Here is a 19,959-nt window from a genome sequence, read left to right as displayed (position 1 = left end):
GTTGGGTTTAAAGCATTTCTTTATAAAAATTATTATATGCCTCAGCAAAAGCATCTTTAGGGACGAAAGGTAAAAAAGGTTTCCCTGAAGTTTCAATAAATTTTGTTAAACTTGAACTAAGATTTGAAGAAGCAATAATAACAGCATCCGAATGCATTACAGTTGCTTTAATAATATTCTCATAATCAGGAGTTGATAGCATATCAACTGCCTCTTGTGGCACTCCATCTAATTTTACTTTGTTGATCATTTCAACATCTAAAGTACCATCAAATGATTGCCCATAAACAGAAGTAACAATCTTAGTATCAGAAAACAAGGCTTCATTTTTATAAAAATGCTTCATATACACAGGCAACATGGCTGCCATCCAACCGTGAACATGAATAATATCTGGTACCCAATTTAATTTTTTAACTGTCTCGACAACTCCTTTAGCAAAAAAGATAGCACGCTCATCATTATCAGGGTATAATTTCCCATCCTCATCGGCAAATGTGGCTTTTCTTTTAAAGTATTCATCATTATCGATAAAATATACTTGAATTCTTTCTTTTGGAATTGATGCCACTTTGATAATTAAAGGCATATCTAAGTCATTTACTACCAAATTCATTCCTGAAAGACGAATAACTTCATGTAATTGGTGCCTTCTCTCGTTGATATTACCATACCTAGGCATAAAAATTCTTATCTGTCCTCCCTGGTCATTTACCATCTTAGGAACATCATAAGACATTAAAGAAACCTCATTTTCAGCCAAATACGGCACCACTTCAGATGATACATATAATATCCTCTTATCTTTCATATTGTATTTTAGTTAGTTATGTTGGTAATAAAAACCACGCAAAATTACAAAATTTTATGCAGTTATTAACTAATATATTATGTTTGCACTCAATTTTAATAAAATTACCATGCCTGTTTTCTATGGAAAAGTAGCTTTAGCAGCGTTTTTAAATTCAGTTAACGCCTCTAAATCCCCTATTGGTTTTGTTCCAACAATGGGTGCGCTCCACCAAGGTCATCTTTCCCTAATGCAACAATCTCTAGCAGAAAACCAGCATACTGTGGTTAGTATCTTTGTTAATCCTACCCAATTTAATAATCCCGAGGATTTAGAAAAATACCCTAGAACCCTAGAAGAAGACACTAAAAAAATTGTCTCTTTAGACCCATCGATTATTGTATACGCACCTTCAGTAGATGATATCTACGAAGGAAATGTGGTATCTCAAAATTTTGATTACGACGGACTCGAAAACCAAATGGAAGGCAAATTTAGACCTGGTCATTTTAATGGAGTAGGAACCATTGTAAAACGTCTTTTCGAAATTGTAAAACCTACAAATGCGTACTTTGGCGAAAAAGATTTCCAACAATTACAAATTGTTAAAAAAATGGTTAGCAAAAACCATTTAGACGTAAAAATCATTGGTTGTCCCATTTTCAGAGAAGCTAATGGACTTGCTATGAGTTCCCGAAACGAACGATTAACAACCCAAGAAAGAGACAAAGCTTCCATTATTTACAAAACCTTATTAGAAGCCAAAGAACAATTTAAAACCCTAAGTTGTGAAGAAGTGAAACAATGGGTTAAAGCAGTTTTTGAACCGAATACAATGTTTGAATTAGAATATTTTGAAATCGCTGACGAAGAAACGCTTATTCCTTGTACAAGCATTTTAAAAGATAAAAATTATCGTGCATTTATTGCCGTTTTTGTGAATAATATTCGATTGATTGATACCATTTCACTAAAATAATTTACTTTTGTGCCATGCAAATTCAAGTTTTAAAATCAAAAATTCATCGGGTAAAAGTAACTGGCGCCGATTTAAATTATATTGGTAGTATTACCATCGATGAAACCTTATTAGAAGCATCTAATATTATTGAAGGAGAAAAAGTTTCTATTGTTAACATCAATAATGGAGAACGTTTTGACACTTATGCCATAAAAGGAGAGCGAAATTCAGGCGAAATAACACTGAATGGTCCAGCAGCTAGAAAAGTACAAAAAGACGATATCATTATTATCATTTCGTATGCAACCATGGACTTTGAAGAAGCCAAAACTTTCCAGCCTTGGATTATTTTTCCAAACGAAAAAGACAATTCACTAACATAAGTAAAGGTTAAAAAATTAATGGCAAGCGTTTCTTTAGAAGCGCTTTTTGTTTTTATAGTATAAATTTTACTTTCACTAAATTTTAGTATCTTGCTTTGTCGTTCTGAATGTTCATCTAAAAACTTCCCCAAATCATGAAACAAGCGCTACTATTATTTTTCTTTTCGATTTTAGCATTTTCGCAAAAAAAAAACGAATTAATCAAATCAAACCATTTGGGAGAAACCCGAGAAATATCCATAAATCTTCCCAGTTCCTACGAAAGTAACCCCACGAAAAGATACCCCGTTTTAGTACTTCTAGATGGCGATTATTTATTTGACCCTTTTCAAGGCGCCTTGCATTATGGCGAATATTGGGATGATTTACCAGAAACCATTATTATAGGCATCCATCAAAAAAACAGCCGAATGAGTGATTGTGCTTTCGATGAGGCGCAAGGAACCCCTACTAAAAGAGCGGCTGCTTTCTATAACTTTATAGTAGAAGAAATGATGCCTTTTGCAGAAAAAAAATATCGTTTAGCACCTTTTCGAATAATTGCAGGTCACGACGTTACGGCTGGATTTCTAAACTTCTTCTTGTATCGCGAAAACTCCTATTTTAACGCCTACATCTCCTTAAGTCCTGAATTATCTTCAGATATGGCAAGTCAAGTTCCTACCACATTAAACAATACTAAAAAAAATATTTTTTACTATCAGTCTTCTGCCGATGGGGATATCAAGCAACTGCGACAACCCATAGAAGAATTAGACGCTAATATCAAAGCAACGGCCATTCAAAATCCTTTAGTCAATTACCAATACGACAAATTCAATAATGCCTCGCACTATTCATTAGTTTTATATTCTATTCCTAATGCCTTGTACCAAATTTTTGATAGCTACAAACCTATTTCTTCTACCGAATTCTCAGAAAAAATTGTAATTCTACCATCAGGTTATGTGGATTACCTTATCAAGAAATATGAAAATTCGGCTCAAAAACTAGGACTAAACAATCCCATTCGTATAAATGATTTCAAAGCAATTGAAGCCGCCATTTTAAAAAACAAAGCCTACGAAGAATTAGAAAAATTATCGCAATTAGCCAATAAAAACTATCCTAAATCAATGCTTGCTGATTATGAATTGGGCCTTATGTATGAAAAACTAGGCGATAACAAAAAAGCAGCTAACAAATACCAACGCGCTTCACAATTAGAAGAAATTGGCGATTTGACCAAGGAAATGATGTACAATAAGTATGAAGATTTGAAAAGTTTAAGTGTTAAAAAATAATGTCAAAAGTTAAAACCTCTTTTTTCTGTCAGAGTTGCGGAACTTCCTATGCTAAATGGCAAGGCCAATGCAACGCCTGCAAAGAATGGAATACCATTGCCGAAGAAATCATTCAAAAACAAGATAAGGTTGCCTGGAAAAGTGAACCAACTCCAAGCAATAGAGTACCCAAACCTTTAAAAATAACCGAAATCGATTCGACTCAGGAAATCCGAATGGACACAACTGATTCCGAATTAAATCGAGTATTGGGTGGCGGAATCGTACCCGGTTCTTTAACGCTGTTAGGCGGTGAACCTGGAATTGGAAAGAGTACGCTTTTACTCCAAATTTCATTAAAACTACCTTATAAAACTTTGTATGTTTCGGGCGAAGAAAGTCAGAAGCAAATCAAAATGCGCGCGGAAAGAATAACCCCTTCCAGCGACAATTGCTACATTTTGACTGAAACTAAAACGCAAAACATTTTCAAACAAATTGAATCCATTGAACCTGAAATCGTCATTATCGATTCGATTCAAACCCTGCATACCGATTATATCGAGTCGACGGCGGGTAGTATTTCTCAAATTAGAGAAACCACTGCCGAACTTATTAAGTTTGCCAAAGAAAGTAATATTCCCGTAATCTTAATTGGTCACATAACCAAAGACGGAAATATTGCAGGACCAAAAATTTTGGAACATATGGTTGATACGGTTTTGCAATTTGAAGGCGACAGAAATCACATTTACCGAATCCTTCGTTCGTTAAAAAACCGTTTTGGTTCCACTTCCGAAATTGGTATCTATGAAATGCTGGGCAGCGGATTAAGAGAAGTTTCTAATCCATCCGAAATATTGATTTCTCACAAAGACGAAGAACTATCCGGAACTGCCATTGCCACCACACTCGAAGGTATGCGCCCACTGATGATTGAAATCCAATCCTTAGTAAGTACCGCTGTTTATGGAACGCCACAACGCAGCACCACAGGTTACAATGCCAAACGTCTGAATATGATTCTGGCGGTTTTGGAAAAAAGAGCCGGTTTCCGTTTAGGTGCCAAAGACGTTTTCCTAAACATCACAGGTGGAATTACCGTAGATGATCCTGCGATCGATTTAGCTGTAGTAGCCGCGATTTTATCTTCGAATGAAGATATTCCTGTGGATAAAGGTTTCTGCTTTGCTGGCGAAGTTGGTCTTTCAGGCGAAATTAGACCCGTAAACCGCGTAGACCAACGCATTCAGGAAGCCGAAAAACTGGGATTCTCTACCATTTTTGTTTCTAAATACAATAAAATAGCCTTAAAAAACACAGGCATCAAAATCGAATTAGTCGCTAAAATTGAAGATGTGGCAAGTATGCTTTTTGGGTGAAAAACATTTGTTTTCATAAAAAACAAAACCAGACAATCTTGAGATATTGTCTGGTTTTATTTCACTATCTTATTCAATTAATACTATCAACTACCGAGACTTGTTCAACTCTAATTGGTTTCCTATATTTCATCTTAGGCACAATAACAGGCACCGTATCCTGCACCACTCTTCCGCTAGGACGAATGGCTTTTTTAATCGCAATGGCATCTGTGAGTACAAAAGGCGTTGGCATCATCCAATCGGCACGTTTATTTATTTTAAACAAAGGATTTTGTAATAAATCAAAGGAACTTTCCAATAATTGCATATCTAAGACCGTTTGCTTATTAATGTTAAATTCCAAAACCAAAGGCGCATTATCTACTACATAATAACTCAACAGTCGCTTCCCTTCTCTTTCATAAATTTTTTCTTTTTGTTCCAAGTGCGCTACACCATTAGCTCTGATATTGTACAAATCCATTTTTTCATTGGCAAAAATATCATAGCGATTCACTTTCCGATTGGGCGAAATTCGAATTTTCAAATAACGTTGACTATCGGCAATACTGTCCCTCAAAAATTCGATGGTAGGTTCGGCAAGTTTTTGTATTGGTGCTGAATTTGAATAGGTAAATTGTGTATCATATTTGCTAAAAAGCGGAATAGCTTCTAGTCCTTTTGGCTCTTGTGGATTTTCACCCAGATAACTTTTAGTCCAGGAATCTAAATTTTTATCATAAGTAAGCCATTGGGCATAATTCGTATCGGCATCATAAAGATAAACTAAGCTATTTGATTTGGCTTTGCCTTTTTCATATTCGGATTCGGTGTGCGCTTTCGCAAAAAAGCCTATAGAAACCAAAAGAAAAAGTACCGACCAAGTTCTTTTTTGAACAAAATTTCCCAAAACAGCTAAAAGCAAACCAAAACAAAGTGCAGTGAGTATAGCGCTTACATATAGTATTTTCAATCCTAAACCTATTGGAAACATCTGGATAAAAGGCACCACAATCCATAAAACCGGAATACAAAGCACTAGATTTAAGATTGGATTGTATTTTTGAGTGAGAATATAAAACCCAAAGGTAAAAATCCCAAAATAAAGAGGAATGATTAAAAAACCAGCGCCTTGCAAACCAAAAGCAATGGCACCATTAAGCAATAACCAAATAAATAATGGAGCCAAAAAATGATTGGCTGTAATTTTATTTGGGGCAAAAAAATGATAAAAAGCAAAAGCGATTGCAACACTCAAAAATACAAAAGCAGCAATATAATCGTGTCCGTTGTAGGTAAATCCATTGAGCAAATCATTGTATTGTGGATAAACTTGTAACAAAATTTGCCATCCTAAAAAAGTGAGCAAAGCGGCTGTAAACATCGTTCCTAAAAACGGAACAAAACCCGAAAGCATTTTTGGAACGGTCAAAATTCTTTTGGCTATCCCTAAAAAGATAAAAAACAACAGCAATACAGTAGCTACAATCAGCATAGGAACTACCCAACTAAAAGGATAGCTGATAAAACTAAAAGGAATGGTAAAATAGACTTCATCTTCTGCTGATTGAAGCTCATTTAAATTACTATTGGAAAAATAGTGCAATAAAGGCATTAAATAAGCACCTTGATGTGCTAGCGAATTCCTATCTAGGTGCTTCACATCATCTTGGGCTGTATGATAATTGTAATGACCATCAATAAAAGCAAAATTAAACCCTTGAATTTGTCCTTGTTCTCTAAAAACGGTCAAATCCGTATCATTAGGCAGCATTTTATAGATGCTATACATTAACGAATTAGAAACTGCAAAACTTGGATTAGCTTCCTCAAATTGTTTAACCATTCCCGCATTGCCCTCGTTAGTTTCCATTAACATATAACTTGGACCTGACGTTCCTCGGGCTTCAAAATTCAAAGCCAAACCTACTTCCTTAGCCCACTTGTGTTGGGTTACAAAAAGAGCAGCGCCATTCAAACCTAATTCTTCGGCATCAGTAAACAAAATAATAATATCATTTTTAGGTGCTGTTTTAGTTTGTAAAAAGGCCCGAACACTTTCTAAAATGGTAGCAACACCTACTGCATTATCACTAGCTCCTTTTGATACCGAATGTGGTGCGCTATCATAATGCGAAAGCAGCAACAAGGCTTTGCCGTTTCCAGTCCCTTTTATTCTAGCAATAATATTACGCGATTGAGTTAGATTTCCCCATTCGGTTAAGGTATATCCTTCTTGAGATTGTGGTTGCAAGCCTAACTTTGTTAATTCAAACTGCAAATATTCGGCCACCTGATTGTGATAATCAGCACCTACATAATGTGGTTTTTGACTCATTTTATTAATATGAACCATAGCTCTTTTGGTCGAAAATTCGTCCAAAGGTTTTTCATCATTGTCCGTCCACCTGGGCATAAGGCTTAGGTATAAACAAGCAATTATCCCTGTAAAAAACAGCATTGCTACGATTGAGGATAAATTTTTTTTCATTTTTAGGTAGATTGGGTATTTTTTAATTATCCTTTTTGACAAGGATATACATATCATTTTCTAATAACATATAACCCTGATCATACAAGAAATAGTATATATTTCCTGTTTTTGTTTTTAAAATATTGGTAAAAAAATCAAAATCAAAACCTTTACTAAGCAGTTTTGTTTTGGAAACTTTTGATTTTCCATCCGTATTGAGTTCAGTAAGAATGCGATAGTTTTTACGTAATTTGTTATTAACATTGCGCATGAAATTATTGCTATCCTTATTCATCTTATTATTATAGGCGTTTCTGCAACCATCGCTGCAAAATTTCTTGTCTTCGCGGCCAATAATTTTTTCACCGCATTCTAAACAGTTTTTCATAGGCTAACTTTTTAGTTTTTTGATTCGGTACAAATCGTGACGGCGGTCTTTTAAAATATTGACACTTCCGTGTTCGTGTAGCTCTTTGAGTAAGTCCAAATCGACATCAACAATCAAAGTCATTTCGGTATTGGGAGTGGTTTCGGCTTTTATACCGTTACTTGGAAAAGCAAAATCGGAAGGGGTAAAAACTGCTGTTTGCGCGTATTGAATATCCATATTATTCACCTTTGGCAAATTCCCCACGCAACCGGCAATGGCTACATAACATTCGTTTTCTATGGCTCTGGCTTGTGCGCAATGTTTTACACGTGTATAACCATTTTGAGTATCGGTCAGAAATGGCACAAACAAGATATTCATGCCTTCATCGGCCATTAATCGGGACAGTTCTGGAAACTCTACATCATAACAAATCATGATTCCTATTTTGCCACAATCAGTATCGAAGGTTTTAATAGTGTTTCCTCCTGTTATACCCCAATGAAAAACTTCATTTGGTGTGATATGAATTTTGGTATAGGTTTCATACGTTCCGTCTCTTTTGCACAAAAAACCACTATTGTACAAAACACCATCTACCAAAGTAGGCATACTACCTGTAATGATGTTGATATTATAAGAAATCGCTAGTTCTTGAAATCTTTTGCGAATGGGTTCTGAATATTTAGCCAATTCCCGAATAGCATCTGCTTCTGATAAATGATTATAATCTGCCATTAAAGGCGCAATAAACAGCTCTGGAAAAACGGCAAAATCACTTCCATAACCCGATACGGCATCAATAAAAAATTCAGCCTGTTCAATTAAGGCATCCAAATCTCTTAAAGGTCTCATTTGCCATTGAATTAAACCCAATCGAATAACACTTTTTGTAGTATTAATTATTTGCGGACTTTCATCATAATAGATATTATTCCATTCTAACAAAACGGCAAATTGCTTCGATTTACGATCGCCTTCCAGATAATTTCGCATTACACGCATTACATGAAATTCGTTACTCAACTGAAAAGACAATACGGGATCATGAATTTCTTTTCTTTTTACCTTATCAATATAAGCCTTAGGAGTTAATTCATGGGCATAATTTCCGTAATTTGGTATCCGCCCCGCAAATACAATCGATTTTAAATTCAATTGCTCGCAAATTTCTTTTCGAGCATCATACAATCTTCGACCTAAACGCAATCCTCTATATTTAGGAACCACAAAAACATCAATTCCGTAAAGCACTTCTCCATTAGGATTATGCGTAGAAAAGGTATAATCACCCGTAATTTTAGCATAATCATGGTTCTTTTCGACTAAATCTTCATCAACTATCAGTGAGAGTGCAGCCCCCACCACAATATCGTCAACTAAAATAACCAGTTGTCCTTCTGGAAATATTTTAAGTAATTTTTTAATATCCGATTCCCTCCAATAATCATCTATCATTTCGGGATAGGATTCAATCATGGAATTTTTTAATTCTTTATAGTCTTGAATTTTTAAATTTCTAAGTTCGACTTTATTGATTTCTGCCTGCATAAACTCATTGATTTTCTGCAATATACAAAAAATAATATCCGTTTACAAACGTTTACAAATATTTACAACCGAAAGTAAACAACTAACTACCGACTAACTGTTGGCTGTTGTTGCAACTTTGTCTCGTCGAAATGAAACAAAAACAATGTTAATTTCAATGACAATAACAATATCAATAAAGACTTAAAAAAATAATATTAACAATTAAATTTTATACGCCATGAATGCATTAAGAAACAAAGTACAGTTAATCGGTCACTTAGGAAACGATCCAGAAATCAAAAATTTTGATGGAGGTAAAAAATTAGCCAATTTTACTTTGGCTACTAATGAAAGTTATAAAAATGAAAAAGGTGAAAAAATAGAAGAAACCCAATGGCATCGTTTAGTAGCTTGGGGCAAAACTGCCGAAATTATTGAAAAATACGTGACTAAAGGTAAAGAAATTGCTATTGAAGGCAAATTAACACACCGTTCTTATGACGACAAAAACGGAGAAAAACGCTATGTTACTGAAGTGGTTGTTAGTGATTTACTTTTATTGGGCAAAAACTAATTGACAAAAGCTATTAAACATTAGTTTTAAAAGTAAACAATTAAGATGTTAAGAAACATTGAGCTAAGCTTAACCTTAAATCTCTTAATCTTAATGGTTTTAAAAAAAACAACCTTAAACAAAAAAACCCATTAGCCGTGGCTAATGGGTTTTACTATTATATGCAGCTAATTATGCTACTTTTTTGATTAAATCATACATCGGACAACGTTTGCAACGTTTACTTTCTGACTTTTTAAATTTTTCACAACAAGAAGATTTACAGTTCTCGACTTTCTTTATGACATTAAGAGCTTCCTTTTTCTTTTTGTCTTTCTTCTTCCTTTTCTTGTCTTTTTCTTTGTCTTTTTTGCTCACTTTGGCTTCCCGTTTAAAACTGAAGCAAATATAAAAGAAAAAATATTATTTTTATGTATTCTAAATAAACTTTAACTTTTTTATTTTGGATTAATAGCAACTGAGCTTGTTACAGTTAATTGTTGAATATCACGGTCAAAGAGATACAATCCTCCTTTGTCATCGCCAATTAAATTGATTTTATCCAAAATGGTTTTAGCGGTAGCTTCTTCTTCTATTTGTTCCGCAACATACCACTGTAGAAAGTTATGCGTGGCATAGTCTTTCTCCGAAAAAGTAATATGCACCAGTTCGTTAATCGAATTGGAAACAAATACTTCATGCTCATACAAAGCTTCAAACATTTCTTTGAACGTTGAATAGGTAGTTTTAGGAGCTTTCAAATCGGTAATTTGCGCATGCCCACCACGTTCATTTACATATTTAATTAATTTAAGCATATGTGCACGTTCTTCATCAGATTGCGTGTACATAAACTGTGAAATTCCTTCGAGTCCGTTAGCTTCTGCCCAACAAGCCATGGATAAATAAGTTTGGGAAGATTCGGCCTCTATACGTATTTGTTTATTTAATGCGGTTTCTATATTTTTTGATAACATACAATTGGGTTTTTATTATTATACTTTACGTAAAGTTAGTAAAAAACGGATTAAAATATAAGATCTAAATCCATTTTGGATTTTATTTAACGAAATAAAAGATGAAGTTTTTTATCTCAACAACTCCAATATTTCGGTAATTTTTTCAAAAGATCTAAAATTTTCATGCCTCACTTCATGATCAATCTTCTCATGCGCCCAGGTGGTATGAAATGGAATGTGTGCAGCGTGCCCTCCGATACTCAAAACCGGCAAAACATCTGACTTTAAAGAATTTCCAATCATATAAAACTCTGTAGGCTTTATCTCTAAACGTTTTATCAAATCCAGATAGTCCTGTTCTTGTTTGTCCGACATCACTTCGATATGGTGAAAATATTTACCTAAACCTGAATTGTGCAATTTACGTCGTTGATCCAGCAAATCCCCTTTGGTAGCAACTACTAATTTGTATTTACCATACAAAGTAGCCAAAGTCTCTTCTACCCCATCCAAAAGCACAATTGGCTTCTCTAACAATTCCTTACCGTATTCAATAATTCTGGCAACTACTTCAACAGGAATAGTATTATTTGATATGGTCATCGCGGCTTCAATCATCGAAAGTATATAAGCTTTAATTCCATAACCGTATATGGATAAATTTTTGATTTCAATTCTAAAAAGCTCCTGCGAAAGCCATTGATGCGAAAGGTAATCACTCATTAAAGCACAGAATTTTTCCTCTGTTTCTAAAAAATAGGTTTCATTTACAAACAACGTATCATCAGCATCAAATGCTATTACTTTAAAAGACATAGTTTTATTTTTTTATTGACAAAGGTTTATTATAAAAGGTAATTCCTATTCCTAAAAGTAAAAAAACAGCACCAAGAATCCTATCCCAACTCATCTTTTCTTCTAAAAAAATCCATGCTAAAAATGTTGTTAAAACGGCTTGGGCTAACAAACTCAAAGACACTCTAGTAGCCTTCAAATGTTGAGTAGAATAACTAATCATTAACCAAGCCAACAGTTGACAAATCAATCCTTGTATTAATAAAACCAACCAAGCTGCTGTGGAAAAACCTGTAAAATTTTCACCAGAAACCCAACAAATTAAAGCCAAAAACAAACTAGAAGAGAACAAAACAATACTCATAAATGAAAGTACATCTAGTTTTTCTAAAACAATTTTACTGATTAAAATATAAGAAGCATAAAGCATTCCTGAAATAACTGCTAAAACAAAGGCTAGATCTATTTTAAACTGGAGAAAGGTTTCAAATCCTACTAAAACAAACATACCAAAAAGTGCCACAATAGTTCCAAGCCAAAAATTAGCACTAGGTTTGTTTTTTAAAAAAAAGAAAGACCCAATACCCACCCAAACAGGCGTTAAATTTGCCAGTAAAGTAGCCTGAGTAGCACTAGAATGTTGTATCGCAAAATTCCAAATAGCAATATCCGTAGCGAAGACAATTCCGCAAATAACCGAAAGCAACAAATAACGACCTTCTGGCAGCAGAAACCGTTTGCTAATAAAAACATACGGCAATAAAAAAACCGCAGCGATAAACATACGGTAAAAAGCAGAAATCAATCCATCAGTTAAATGCAAACGAACCAAAATAGGAAAGATAGAAATACAAAGTATTCCAATCGCTAAGGCTAATTTGGGTTTTGAATTATTCATGGTTTTAGCGCTATAAAACAACAATAGTCCGTTTATATTTCTTCTGACTCAAAGATTTCAGTATTGATCAATGAATATTTTAAAAGTTCTTTCATTAAAAGATAAACTTTTGTAGTTTTTTCGGCAGGAAAATAATCTTCTTTATTTATGTCTGCAAGTTCAGCTCTTTCTATGGCTTTGTTTATTTTTTCAAAACTCATGTAACCGTGTGGAAAATTCACACCTGATTGATTCTGCTTTTTTCCAAGTTCAGTTTTTATCTCTTTGGATTTTGTTGCTAATATATTTTCTTGCTCATCTAAATGAAACCACAACCAAATTTCAAAACAAAAATTACTTATGTAAAGATTTGAATCTAATAAAGTCTCACAATACTCATATAAATTAACAATTTGTTGCTTAGGGTGTTTATCTACATCAAGAACAAATCTGAATTTATCTTCATTTGATGGGGTAAATTTTAAATCTTTTGGAGGATTATCAAGAAAATCTTTAACTCTGTCTAATAAGTTTTTCGGCATATTGCCTTTGATATTTGAATTAGTTTCTAAAATATGATGAACATAAACTCTTTTTTCTTCTAAGAAAGTGTCACAAAATGCTTGAAAGTAATTGGGTTCTTTATCAATACCTTCATATAAAATAAAAAACTTAATGCAAGAATCATCAAAAGGATCTTTCTTATTATAATCTTCAAGAGAATATTTTCTTCTTTGCATTATACTAGATTTTCATCAATTAATAATTTGGAAAAATCTCCTAAAAAAGGAATACCTCCATAACGTCCTTGTAAATAACCTCTTTCTAAAACTTTATCACCACGAGGATTAAAATCACTTAAAGGGTAAAGTTTAGTGCTGCCATCAGATTTTTTTTCTGTAAACCATATTTCGTCTCTTCTCAGTAAACTGTCATCTAACAAATGACTTTCATGAGTTGTAAAGATTAATTGACTTTTTGTCGTTTTTGATGATGAAAACAATTTCAATAACTCTTTGGCTAAAAGAGGATGCATGCTTCTTTCGAGTTCGTCAATAATATATACGATGTCACTCTCGTGAATTAATTGTTCGAATGCAGGTGAAAGTTCATATAGACGATTTGTACCATCAGATTCTTCATAAAGATCAAATAATTCATCTGAATTAAAATGTTTTGTTTTTAAAATGGAAATATAGTATTTGTCGCCTTTTTTCTTTAAAACATTTATCTGAGAATTGAAAGAAAATGTTAATACAACATCTTCGGACTTGACTTTTCGGGCTTCCAGAGCACTTTCCAGTTCATCTATCATTTCTTTTTTAAAATCATCATCAGCATAACTGAAATACACATCTGCTTCAATTTCTTTTATGACTAAATCTTCTATACCTGTTCGGCTATTAGTTAATAAGTCGGTTGCAAATTTTGTTGATTTTGTTCCTGTCAAAATAGATTCAGAATAAAGATAATTTTTAGAGGTTGGACTAACAATTGCTAGTTTACTTAATCCGACGTAAATCTTATCTAAAATATCAATGTCATCTATAACTCCAAAACTAGCTTCTAATACAGATTGATTATCTTTGAGTTCTTTTTTTATATATTTTTTAATATAGCTTAAATCTTTTGATTTATTGAATATTTCTCCAAATTCTACATTATTATTTGTTCTTTTATATAATAATGTTTCTTTATTAGACTTTACAGATTCAATTAAATAAAGCCATTCATCAACAATTTTACCTTTGAATACTTCAATTGCATAATCAAAATGAATTTTTTTATATTCATATTCTATTCTAAAAGTTGTTGGTTTTGTTTTGTAGGTTTCGTCAATTCTGAATCTCTTACTTTGTGGCATTAATAAGGATTCTTCATTAAAGACTATATTTTTGAAATACTCAATTGCCTTGATTAGATTACTTTTTCCTGCTGCATTTGCTCCATAAATAGCCGCAGTCTTTAACAAGTCTATACCAGACTTGGTTTTCACTATATGGTGTTTAAGTTGTTGAGAGCCATTTCCTTTACTCTTAAGCATATTAAATTCTGTCTCTTCTTTGAAAGACATAAAATTACTGACAACAAAACGAATTAGCATGATTTTACGATTTTTTCGTTAAAAATATTTACCATGCTGTAAAATAACAAATACAACTCTAATAAAAAAAACAAAATAGCGATTTTTTCGAAAAAATTAACGATTATTTCTCATCTTAATACATTAAAGCGTGAAATCAATTATTTTTTTAACTGATTCACGCTTTAAAAATAATTTGCGAATTTGCGGTAATATTTTAGTTGATTGTCTCTCCATTCCCTACTCCGTCAGCATCCGGATTCACGAAAACCAATTTACCTTCGGCATTATTGGTCATCAAAATCATTCCCTGACTTTCTACACCACGTAAAGATCTAGGTGCTAAGTTCACTAAAACAGTAACTCGTTTCCCAATGATATCTTCTGGTTTGAAACTCTCGGCAATTCCAGAAACAATAGTACGAACATCAATTCCGGTATCTACTTTTAAAACCAATAGTTTGTTTGCTTTTGGCATTTTTTCCGCTTCTAAAATAGTTCCAACACGTAAATCCATTTTAGCAAAATCTTCAAACTGAATTAAATCTTTCTGAGGCTCAGCTTTTTTGTTTTCAGCCAAATTAGCTGTTTTAGTTGCTTCCAATTTATCTATTTGTTTTTGTATTGCTTCGTCTTCTATTTTTGCAAAAAGTAATTCTGCTTGTCCAATTTGGTGACCGGCTGGCATTACATCTGCTGTATCAGTAATTGTATTCCAATCGATTTTTAATTCACCTAAATTTAAAATACGTTTCAATTTAGCCGCAGTAAATGGCAAGAAAGGTTCACAAAGCGAACTCAAAGCAGCAGCAATCTGCAAAGCCACATACATTTGAGTTTGCACACGCTCCGGATTCTCTTTAATCATTTTCCAAGGCTCTTCGTCTGCCAAATATTTATTTCCTAAACGAGCCGCATTCATCATTTCGCCTAAAGCCTCTCTAAAACGGTATCTTTCCAACGAACTTGCAATTACAGCCGGATAAGCCTGTAATTCTGTTAAAGTCTGCTCGTCTACCTCTGTCAATTCGTTTGGAGTTGGAACAATTCCGTTGTAGTATTTATTAGTTAACACCACCACACGGTTGATGAAGTTACCAAAAATGGCAACCAACTCGTTATTATTTCTAGCTTGGAAATCTTTCCAGGTAAAGTCGTTGTCTTTAGTTTCCGGCGCATTCGAAGTCAAAGCATAACGCAATACATCTTGTTGCTCTGGGAATTCTTCCAAATATTCGTGTAACCAAACCGCCCAGTTTTTAGAAGTCGACAATTTGTTTCCTTCTAAGTTTAAGAACTCATTTGCAGGTACGTTATCTGGTAAAATGTAACTGCCTTCTGCTTTCAACATCGCTGGGAAAATCACACAGTGGAAAACTATATTATCTTTTCCAATAAAGTGAACCAACTTCGTATTTTCATTTTTCCAATAAGGCTCCCAGTCTTTTCCTTCTTTCGCTGCCCATTCTTTAGTAGATGAAATATAACCGATAGGCGCATCAAACCACACATACAATTTCTTTCCTTCGGCACCTTCTACAGGAACATCAATTCCCCAGTCCAAATCACGGGTTACGGCACGTGGTTCTAAACCTCCGTCAATCCATGATTTTACTTGTCCGTAAACATTCGGTTTCCAGTCGTTTTTATGACCTTCTAATATCCATTCTCTCAGGAAAGCATCGTATCTATCCAAAGGTAAAAACCAGTGTTTAGTTGATTTCAAAACCGGAGTTTCTCCAGTAATAGTCGATTTTGGATTAATCAAATCGGTAGCGTTCAAAGTCGAACCACATTTTTCACATTGATCGCCGTAAGCTTCTTCGTTTCCACATTTCGGGCAAGTTCCTGTAACAAAACGGTCTGCCAAAAACTGATTCGCCTTAGCATCATACAATTGCTCCGTTACTTCTTCGATAAAGTCACCGTTATCGTATAATTTTTTAAAGAAATCCGAAGCCGTTTCATGGTGAATAGGCAATGAAGTTCTCGAATAATTATCGAATGCAATTCCAAAATCAGCGAATGATTTACGGATAATTCCGTCGTATTTATCAATTACTTCCTGAGGTGTAATCCCTTCTTTTTTGGCTTTCATCGAAATCGCAACTCCGTGTTCGTCGCTTCCGCACACAAACAAAACATCACGATTTTGCAAACGCAAATAACGCGAATAAATATCAGCAGGAACATAAACCCCCGCTAAATGCCCAATATGAATAGGCCCGTTAGTATATGGCAAAGCCGCTGTAATCGTATATCTTTCTGGATTTTGTAACATAATTCAATTTTATTGAGCGCAAAAATAAGGAATCCAATTGAAAATCATCGGATTTTATTTGGAGCTGTCCTGACTAAAAGGCACATTGGCCTAAAGCCACATATTTTCTGAAAATAATGGATTAAAAACAAAACTGTTTTTTTAATCAAGATTCGAATTCCATCATAAGCCTAAATAATTATCGACGAAATAAAATAACAATTTCTTACAAAAGAAATAACATCACAATAAAACTGTAAGATTATTTTTTATATTTGCAAAAATTAATCATATGACAGAGAAGTATTCCGTATTTAGAAAATATCCAACGATTCTTCAAGCTAAAGGATTAGAGAATTTATTACAACAAAACAACATTACTACTCAACTCACAGATAACATTCCTCCTATTGATCCCTCGTTATCAGGCACTACGCTATTAAATGAATATGAAATAAAAATTCTTATTGAGGATTTTGAAAAAGCAGAATTAATTCTTGAAAAAGAAGTAGAAAACGTAATTAATCAAGTAGAAGACGACCATTATTTATTTGATTTTACCGACGAAGAACTGTATGAGGTGTTACTTAAATCAGATGAATGGAGCGAATTTGATTATAAATTAGCGCAAAACATTTTAACTAAAAGAGGCAAATCAATTGATATCGATTTACTCAATGCATTGAAAAAACAACGCATAGAAACATTAGCCGAACCAGAAAATAACCAAAAACCTTGGATAATTGCTGGATATACTTTTGCCTTGCTTGGCGGGTTTCTTGGTATTATCATTGGATATTCCTTATGGACTTCGAAAAAAAACCTACCCAATGGCGAAACAGTCAATTCATATACAGACCAAGATAGAGCTCATGGTAAGAAAATATTTTACATTGGACTGATTTCGCTTCCAATCTACATTCTAATCAAGCTATTAAATTAAAACCTTACCAGATACAGTCAACAAATAGGAATTTGGATTTTGCACATTTAGGCAGACTTTAATAATTACCTGCTTGAATCTGTAAAAGATAAGTGGATTTTAAAAAAAATTACAACTTGATCGAAATAAACCGATTTAAACTCGTGTAATCTGTTGCAAAAAATCGAAATTTGCAGTCCATTTAAATCTTAACTCATGGAATTCGGAAGTATCTTAATCTCAGAAAGCGCAGCCAACAGTGAAAATCCTCAAGATGTAATCAACTCTAACATTTCGATTGTAAACCTGATGCGTGAAGAAAAAATAGACGATGAAGACATTCACGCCGACGCCTTAATGAGCTATTATCTGGATTATTACGTAGCTCAATACACTCAAGGTAATTTTGCACAGTTTGTGTACAACTCAGGATGGAACAAAGAATTGAACGAATTAATAGAAGAAGGTTTAGAAATCATTGGAGCTCAAAAGCATTTGGAACTATTCCAGCAACAAGCTAAAAAAGTAAGATTGATGAGTAGTGTAAAATTGGCTAAATTCCTCAAAGGAAAATTAGTAGGTGTAAACCCAATAAGAGATACGCTTAACGATAATCGCTTTTTTGAAATTGACGAAAATATCGTGGAACTAAATGCTGCTTTTTTAAAAAATCATCCTGATACTCAAATTCTGGCTGTAGATGCCATTTTTGAACTTTTGGAAGATTATTTAGACCGAGAAATTAAAAGAAACTAACCTAAAACATCAAATTAACTACTTATTTACTAGAATACTATCAAAATAAATTTATTTTTGTATGTACAATATTCTTTAAATTTAAAGGGAATAGTAGTTAACATATGGAATTACTAAATCAATTTACGAAATTATTTGTATTGGATATTCGCAATACGATGGGTTTATTATTTTGGGGTAATTTCACTTTAGCCATTCTAGTTTTCACTTTTCGTTACACCCTTGATAATAAAGAATCCAGAAAAAAATTATTGATTTTTGGATTATCAAAAACATTTTTAGCACTGGCATGGCTAGCTTTTTTTCTTAGAAAAGATATAACCTCATTCGATGCTTTCAAATTCATCATCACAAATACCTTAGTTTTTGCTGGTTATTATTTGGAATCAATTGCCATGTTGATGATTGTAAAAAACCAAACTAAAAAAGCATTTCATACACAATTGGTTTTATTTATTGTAAACTTAGTAGCCTTTTATACAACAGTTGCTCTAGAAGCACCAAGTAATATTAGAGTTTCGGTAGCTTCTTTAAACATTTTACTAATCACTATTATCCCTACTTGGCGATTCTTAACAGAAATCAATGGTGGTTTATTCAAAAGAATTCTTGGTTTTAATTACGGTATCCTATTGCTAGTAATTATTTTCAGAATCATCTACCCATTGTTTAATACTACAACTAGCCTATATTCTGTAGATGCTACACAAAAAATCATCTTTTTAATCATTTTTATAATGATGAATATTAGCGGTGTAGGCTATTTACTTTTATTACAAGAAGAAAAAGAAAGACAAGTAAAAAAATTATTAGACGATCAAAATCAATTTTTCTCCATCATAGCACATGATTTAAAAGGACCATTCAACGGAATAATTGGTTTATCCGAACTTTTATTAGAAAAGGACAACAATCTGGATAGTGAAGAAACAAACAAATTCATTGAACTGATCCATCAATCTTCAAAAAACACTTTTTCCTTACTAGACAATCTTCTTACCTGGGCACAATCACAAACAGGTAGTCTAGGATTTAATCCCAAAAAGATAGAAGCAAGCAGCATAATAGATAAAAGCATTCATTTATTGAGCAATGTTGCTAAGAGTAAAAACATAACGATCCAATCTGAAATTGAAAAAGACCTATATCTTTTTGCCGACACAAATATGCTCGAAACCATTTTTAGAAATCTAATTGCAAATGCCCTAAAATTTACCAACAACAATGGTAAAGTATTGATTTCCTCAAAAAAAGAACACAATCAAACACTATTTATTGTTGAAGATAATGGAACGGGTATTGCTACAGATAAAATTGGAAACTTATTTACCACCAATCAAAAAGAAACCACTTTAGGAACCAATAATGAATCCGGAACAGGTTTAGGACTGATGCTTTGTAAAGATTTCGTAGAAAAGCATGGAGGTGAAATTTGGGTCAACAGTAAACTAGGTGAAGGAAGTAGCTTTGTTTTCAGCATCCCAGATCACGACTAATTGTTTTTCTTTTTCGATCAAAACAATTAGTAGCAATTCCATTTACAAAACTTCAAATCTCGTATTGCGAAGAATACAGATGTTTTTTTACACAATTGTTACTTCTCAAAGTAAACTTTGTC

Annotated in this window: 19 protein-coding genes; 8 read left to right on the top strand and 11 right to left on the bottom strand. The window is 33.4% G+C overall.

Annotated features, from left to right (window positions below; genetic code table 11):
- Positions 1–7 precede the first annotated feature (7 nt).
- Positions 8–811 carry a glycogen/starch synthase gene (locus tag ACFPTQ_RS03855; RefSeq protein ID WP_379774087.1) on the bottom strand — a complete coding sequence of 268 codons (804 nt, stop codon included), beginning with the start codon at positions 809–811 and terminating at the stop codon, positions 8–10.
- Positions 812–890: 79 nt separating this feature from the next.
- Between ACFPTQ_RS03855 and panC the strand changes: the two genes are divergently transcribed.
- From panC to radA, 4 genes are all read left to right on the top strand, one after another.
- Complete coding sequence (gene panC, locus ACFPTQ_RS03850) at positions 891–1,769, top strand: pantoate--beta-alanine ligase (protein ID WP_379774084.1); 879 nt, start codon at positions 891–893, stop codon at positions 1,767–1,769.
- A gap of 14 nt (positions 1,770–1,783) precedes the next feature.
- Positions 1,784–2,134, top strand: coding sequence for an aspartate 1-decarboxylase (gene panD, locus ACFPTQ_RS03845; RefSeq protein ID WP_278034353.1), 351 nt, complete (start codon positions 1,784–1,786; stop codon positions 2,132–2,134).
- A gap of 134 nt (positions 2,135–2,268) precedes the next feature.
- Complete coding sequence (locus tag ACFPTQ_RS03840; protein WP_379774081.1) at positions 2,269–3,417, top strand: alpha/beta hydrolase; 1,149 nt, start codon at positions 2,269–2,271, stop codon at positions 3,415–3,417.
- On the top strand, positions 3,417–4,778 hold the full coding sequence (radA, locus tag ACFPTQ_RS03835; RefSeq protein ID WP_379774078.1) for a DNA repair protein RadA: 1,362 nt from the start codon (positions 3,417–3,419) through the stop codon (positions 4,776–4,778). The genes ACFPTQ_RS03840 and radA overlap by 1 nt, the downstream gene beginning before the upstream one ends.
- Before the next feature lie 73 nt (positions 4,779–4,851).
- On the opposite strand, the gene ACFPTQ_RS03830 is transcribed toward radA, so the two are convergent.
- The 3 genes from ACFPTQ_RS03830 to ACFPTQ_RS03820 are packed head-to-tail and all read right to left on the bottom strand — an operon-like array spanning position 4,852 to position 9,154.
- Positions 4,852–7,251: a M28 family peptidase gene (locus tag ACFPTQ_RS03830; protein WP_379774075.1), complete on the bottom strand. Its 2,400-nt coding sequence runs from the start codon at positions 7,249–7,251 to the stop codon at positions 4,852–4,854.
- A gap of 22 nt (positions 7,252–7,273) precedes the next feature.
- Complete coding sequence (locus ACFPTQ_RS03825) at positions 7,274–7,621, bottom strand: hypothetical protein (RefSeq protein WP_379774073.1); 348 nt, start codon at positions 7,619–7,621, stop codon at positions 7,274–7,276.
- 3 nt (positions 7,622–7,624) lie between these two features.
- The gene (locus ACFPTQ_RS03820) at positions 7,625–9,154 is read right to left on the bottom strand and encodes a carbon-nitrogen hydrolase family protein (RefSeq protein WP_278034359.1); all 1,530 of its coding nucleotides are present in this window, start codon (positions 9,152–9,154) and stop codon (positions 7,625–7,627) included.
- Positions 9,155–9,374: 220 nt separating this feature from the next.
- Between ACFPTQ_RS03820 and ACFPTQ_RS03815 the strand changes: the two genes are divergently transcribed.
- Entirely contained in the window at positions 9,375–9,710 is a 336-nt protein-coding gene (locus ACFPTQ_RS03815; protein WP_379774070.1) for a single-stranded DNA-binding protein, read from the top strand.
- Between the two features lie 171 nt (positions 9,711–9,881).
- On the opposite strand, the gene ACFPTQ_RS03810 is transcribed toward ACFPTQ_RS03815, so the two are convergent.
- From ACFPTQ_RS03810 to metG, 7 genes are all read right to left on the bottom strand, one after another.
- Positions 9,882–10,067: a hypothetical protein gene (locus tag ACFPTQ_RS03810; RefSeq protein WP_379774068.1), complete on the bottom strand. Its 186-nt coding sequence runs from the start codon at positions 10,065–10,067 to the stop codon at positions 9,882–9,884.
- 80 nt (positions 10,068–10,147) lie between these two features.
- Positions 10,148–10,666 carry a ferritin gene (locus ACFPTQ_RS03805; protein WP_379774065.1) on the bottom strand — a complete coding sequence of 173 codons (519 nt, stop codon included), beginning with the start codon at positions 10,664–10,666 and terminating at the stop codon, positions 10,148–10,150.
- 111 nt (positions 10,667–10,777) lie between these two features.
- Positions 10,778–11,464 carry an HAD family hydrolase gene (locus tag ACFPTQ_RS03800; protein ID WP_379774063.1) on the bottom strand — a complete coding sequence of 229 codons (687 nt, stop codon included), beginning with the start codon at positions 11,462–11,464 and terminating at the stop codon, positions 10,778–10,780.
- A 4-nt stretch (positions 11,465–11,468) separates the two neighbouring features.
- Positions 11,469–12,341, bottom strand: a complete 873-nt coding sequence (locus ACFPTQ_RS03795; RefSeq protein WP_379774061.1) for a DMT family transporter — start codon at positions 12,339–12,341, stop codon at positions 11,469–11,471.
- Between the two features lie 32 nt (positions 12,342–12,373).
- Positions 12,374–13,060 carry an RloB family protein gene (locus ACFPTQ_RS03790; RefSeq protein ID WP_379774057.1) on the bottom strand — a complete coding sequence of 229 codons (687 nt, stop codon included), beginning with the start codon at positions 13,058–13,060 and terminating at the stop codon, positions 12,374–12,376.
- Positions 13,060–14,394 carry an AAA family ATPase gene (locus tag ACFPTQ_RS03785; RefSeq protein ID WP_379774054.1) on the bottom strand — a complete coding sequence of 445 codons (1,335 nt, stop codon included), beginning with the start codon at positions 14,392–14,394 and terminating at the stop codon, positions 13,060–13,062. The genes ACFPTQ_RS03790 and ACFPTQ_RS03785 overlap by 1 nt, the downstream gene beginning before the upstream one ends.
- Before the next feature lie 226 nt (positions 14,395–14,620).
- Positions 14,621–16,684, bottom strand: coding sequence for a methionine--tRNA ligase (gene metG / locus ACFPTQ_RS03780; protein ID WP_379774052.1), 2,064 nt, complete (start codon positions 16,682–16,684; stop codon positions 14,621–14,623).
- Positions 16,685–16,955: 271 nt separating this feature from the next.
- Here metG and ACFPTQ_RS03775 point away from each other — a divergent pair, with 271 nt between their 5' ends.
- From ACFPTQ_RS03775 to ACFPTQ_RS03765, 3 genes are all read left to right on the top strand, one after another.
- Positions 16,956–17,606 carry a hypothetical protein gene (locus ACFPTQ_RS03775; protein ID WP_379774049.1) on the top strand — a complete coding sequence of 217 codons (651 nt, stop codon included), beginning with the start codon at positions 16,956–16,958 and terminating at the stop codon, positions 17,604–17,606.
- Between the two features lie 195 nt (positions 17,607–17,801).
- Positions 17,802–18,341 (top strand): DMP19 family protein, encoded by a 540-nt coding sequence (locus ACFPTQ_RS03770; protein ID WP_379774047.1) that lies wholly within the window; start codon positions 17,802–17,804, stop codon positions 18,339–18,341.
- Between the two features lie 104 nt (positions 18,342–18,445).
- Positions 18,446–19,837: a sensor histidine kinase gene (locus ACFPTQ_RS03765; RefSeq protein WP_379774045.1), complete on the top strand. Its 1,392-nt coding sequence runs from the start codon at positions 18,446–18,448 to the stop codon at positions 19,835–19,837.
- The last annotated feature ends 122 nt before the right edge of the window (positions 19,838–19,959 follow it).

This window comes from Flavobacterium sp. GCM10022190, from assembly GCF_042656445.1.
GTDB classification, from domain to species: domain Bacteria; phylum Bacteroidota; class Bacteroidia; order Flavobacteriales; family Flavobacteriaceae; genus Flavobacterium; species Flavobacterium nitratireducens.
This window is presented reverse-complemented; position numbering and strand designations above follow the sequence as displayed.

What these genes read in the sequence shown, in the direction of transcription:
- ACFPTQ_RS03830 (WP_379774075.1), bottom strand. Translation starts at nt 7,251, where the DNA reads ATGAAAAAAAATTTATCCTCAATCGTAGCAATGCTGTTTTTTACAGGG.
- ACFPTQ_RS03795 (WP_379774061.1), bottom strand. Translation starts at nt 12,341, where the DNA reads ATGAATAATTCAAAACCCAAATTAGCCTTAGCGATTGGAATACTTTGT.
- ACFPTQ_RS03775 (WP_379774049.1), top strand. Translation starts at nt 16,956, where the DNA reads ATGACAGAGAAGTATTCCGTATTTAGAAAATATCCAACGATTCTTCAA.
- ACFPTQ_RS03765 (WP_379774045.1), top strand. Translation starts at nt 18,446, where the DNA reads ATGGAATTACTAAATCAATTTACGAAATTATTTGTATTGGATATTCGC.
- ACFPTQ_RS03805 (WP_379774065.1), bottom strand. Translation starts at nt 10,666, where the DNA reads ATGTTATCAAAAAATATAGAAACCGCATTAAATAAACAAATACGTATA.
- panC (WP_379774084.1), top strand. Translation starts at nt 891, where the DNA reads ATGTTTGCACTCAATTTTAATAAAATTACCATGCCTGTTTTCTATGGA.
- ACFPTQ_RS03785 (WP_379774054.1), bottom strand. Translation starts at nt 14,394, where the DNA reads ATGTCTTTCAAAGAAGAGACAGAATTTAATATGCTTAAGAGTAAAGGA.
- ACFPTQ_RS03825 (WP_379774073.1), bottom strand. Translation starts at nt 7,621, where the DNA reads ATGAAAAACTGTTTAGAATGCGGTGAAAAAATTATTGGCCGCGAAGAC.
- ACFPTQ_RS03820 (WP_278034359.1), bottom strand. Translation starts at nt 9,154, where the DNA reads ATGCAGGCAGAAATCAATAAAGTCGAACTTAGAAATTTAAAAATTCAA.
- radA (WP_379774078.1), top strand. Translation starts at nt 3,417, where the DNA reads ATGTCAAAAGTTAAAACCTCTTTTTTCTGTCAGAGTTGCGGAACTTCC.
- metG (WP_379774052.1), bottom strand. Translation starts at nt 16,684, where the DNA reads ATGTTACAAAATCCAGAAAGATATACGATTACAGCGGCTTTGCCATAT.
- panD (WP_278034353.1), top strand. Translation starts at nt 1,784, where the DNA reads ATGCAAATTCAAGTTTTAAAATCAAAAATTCATCGGGTAAAAGTAACT.
- ACFPTQ_RS03855 (WP_379774087.1), bottom strand. Translation starts at nt 811, where the DNA reads ATGAAAGATAAGAGGATATTATATGTATCATCTGAAGTGGTGCCGTAT.
- ACFPTQ_RS03815 (WP_379774070.1), top strand. Translation starts at nt 9,375, where the DNA reads ATGAATGCATTAAGAAACAAAGTACAGTTAATCGGTCACTTAGGAAAC.
- ACFPTQ_RS03800 (WP_379774063.1), bottom strand. Translation starts at nt 11,464, where the DNA reads ATGTCTTTTAAAGTAATAGCATTTGATGCTGATGATACGTTGTTTGTA.
- ACFPTQ_RS03790 (WP_379774057.1), bottom strand. Translation starts at nt 13,060, where the DNA reads ATGCAAAGAAGAAAATATTCTCTTGAAGATTATAATAAGAAAGATCCT.
- ACFPTQ_RS03770 (WP_379774047.1), top strand. Translation starts at nt 17,802, where the DNA reads ATGGAATTCGGAAGTATCTTAATCTCAGAAAGCGCAGCCAACAGTGAA.
- ACFPTQ_RS03840 (WP_379774081.1), top strand. Translation starts at nt 2,269, where the DNA reads ATGAAACAAGCGCTACTATTATTTTTCTTTTCGATTTTAGCATTTTCG.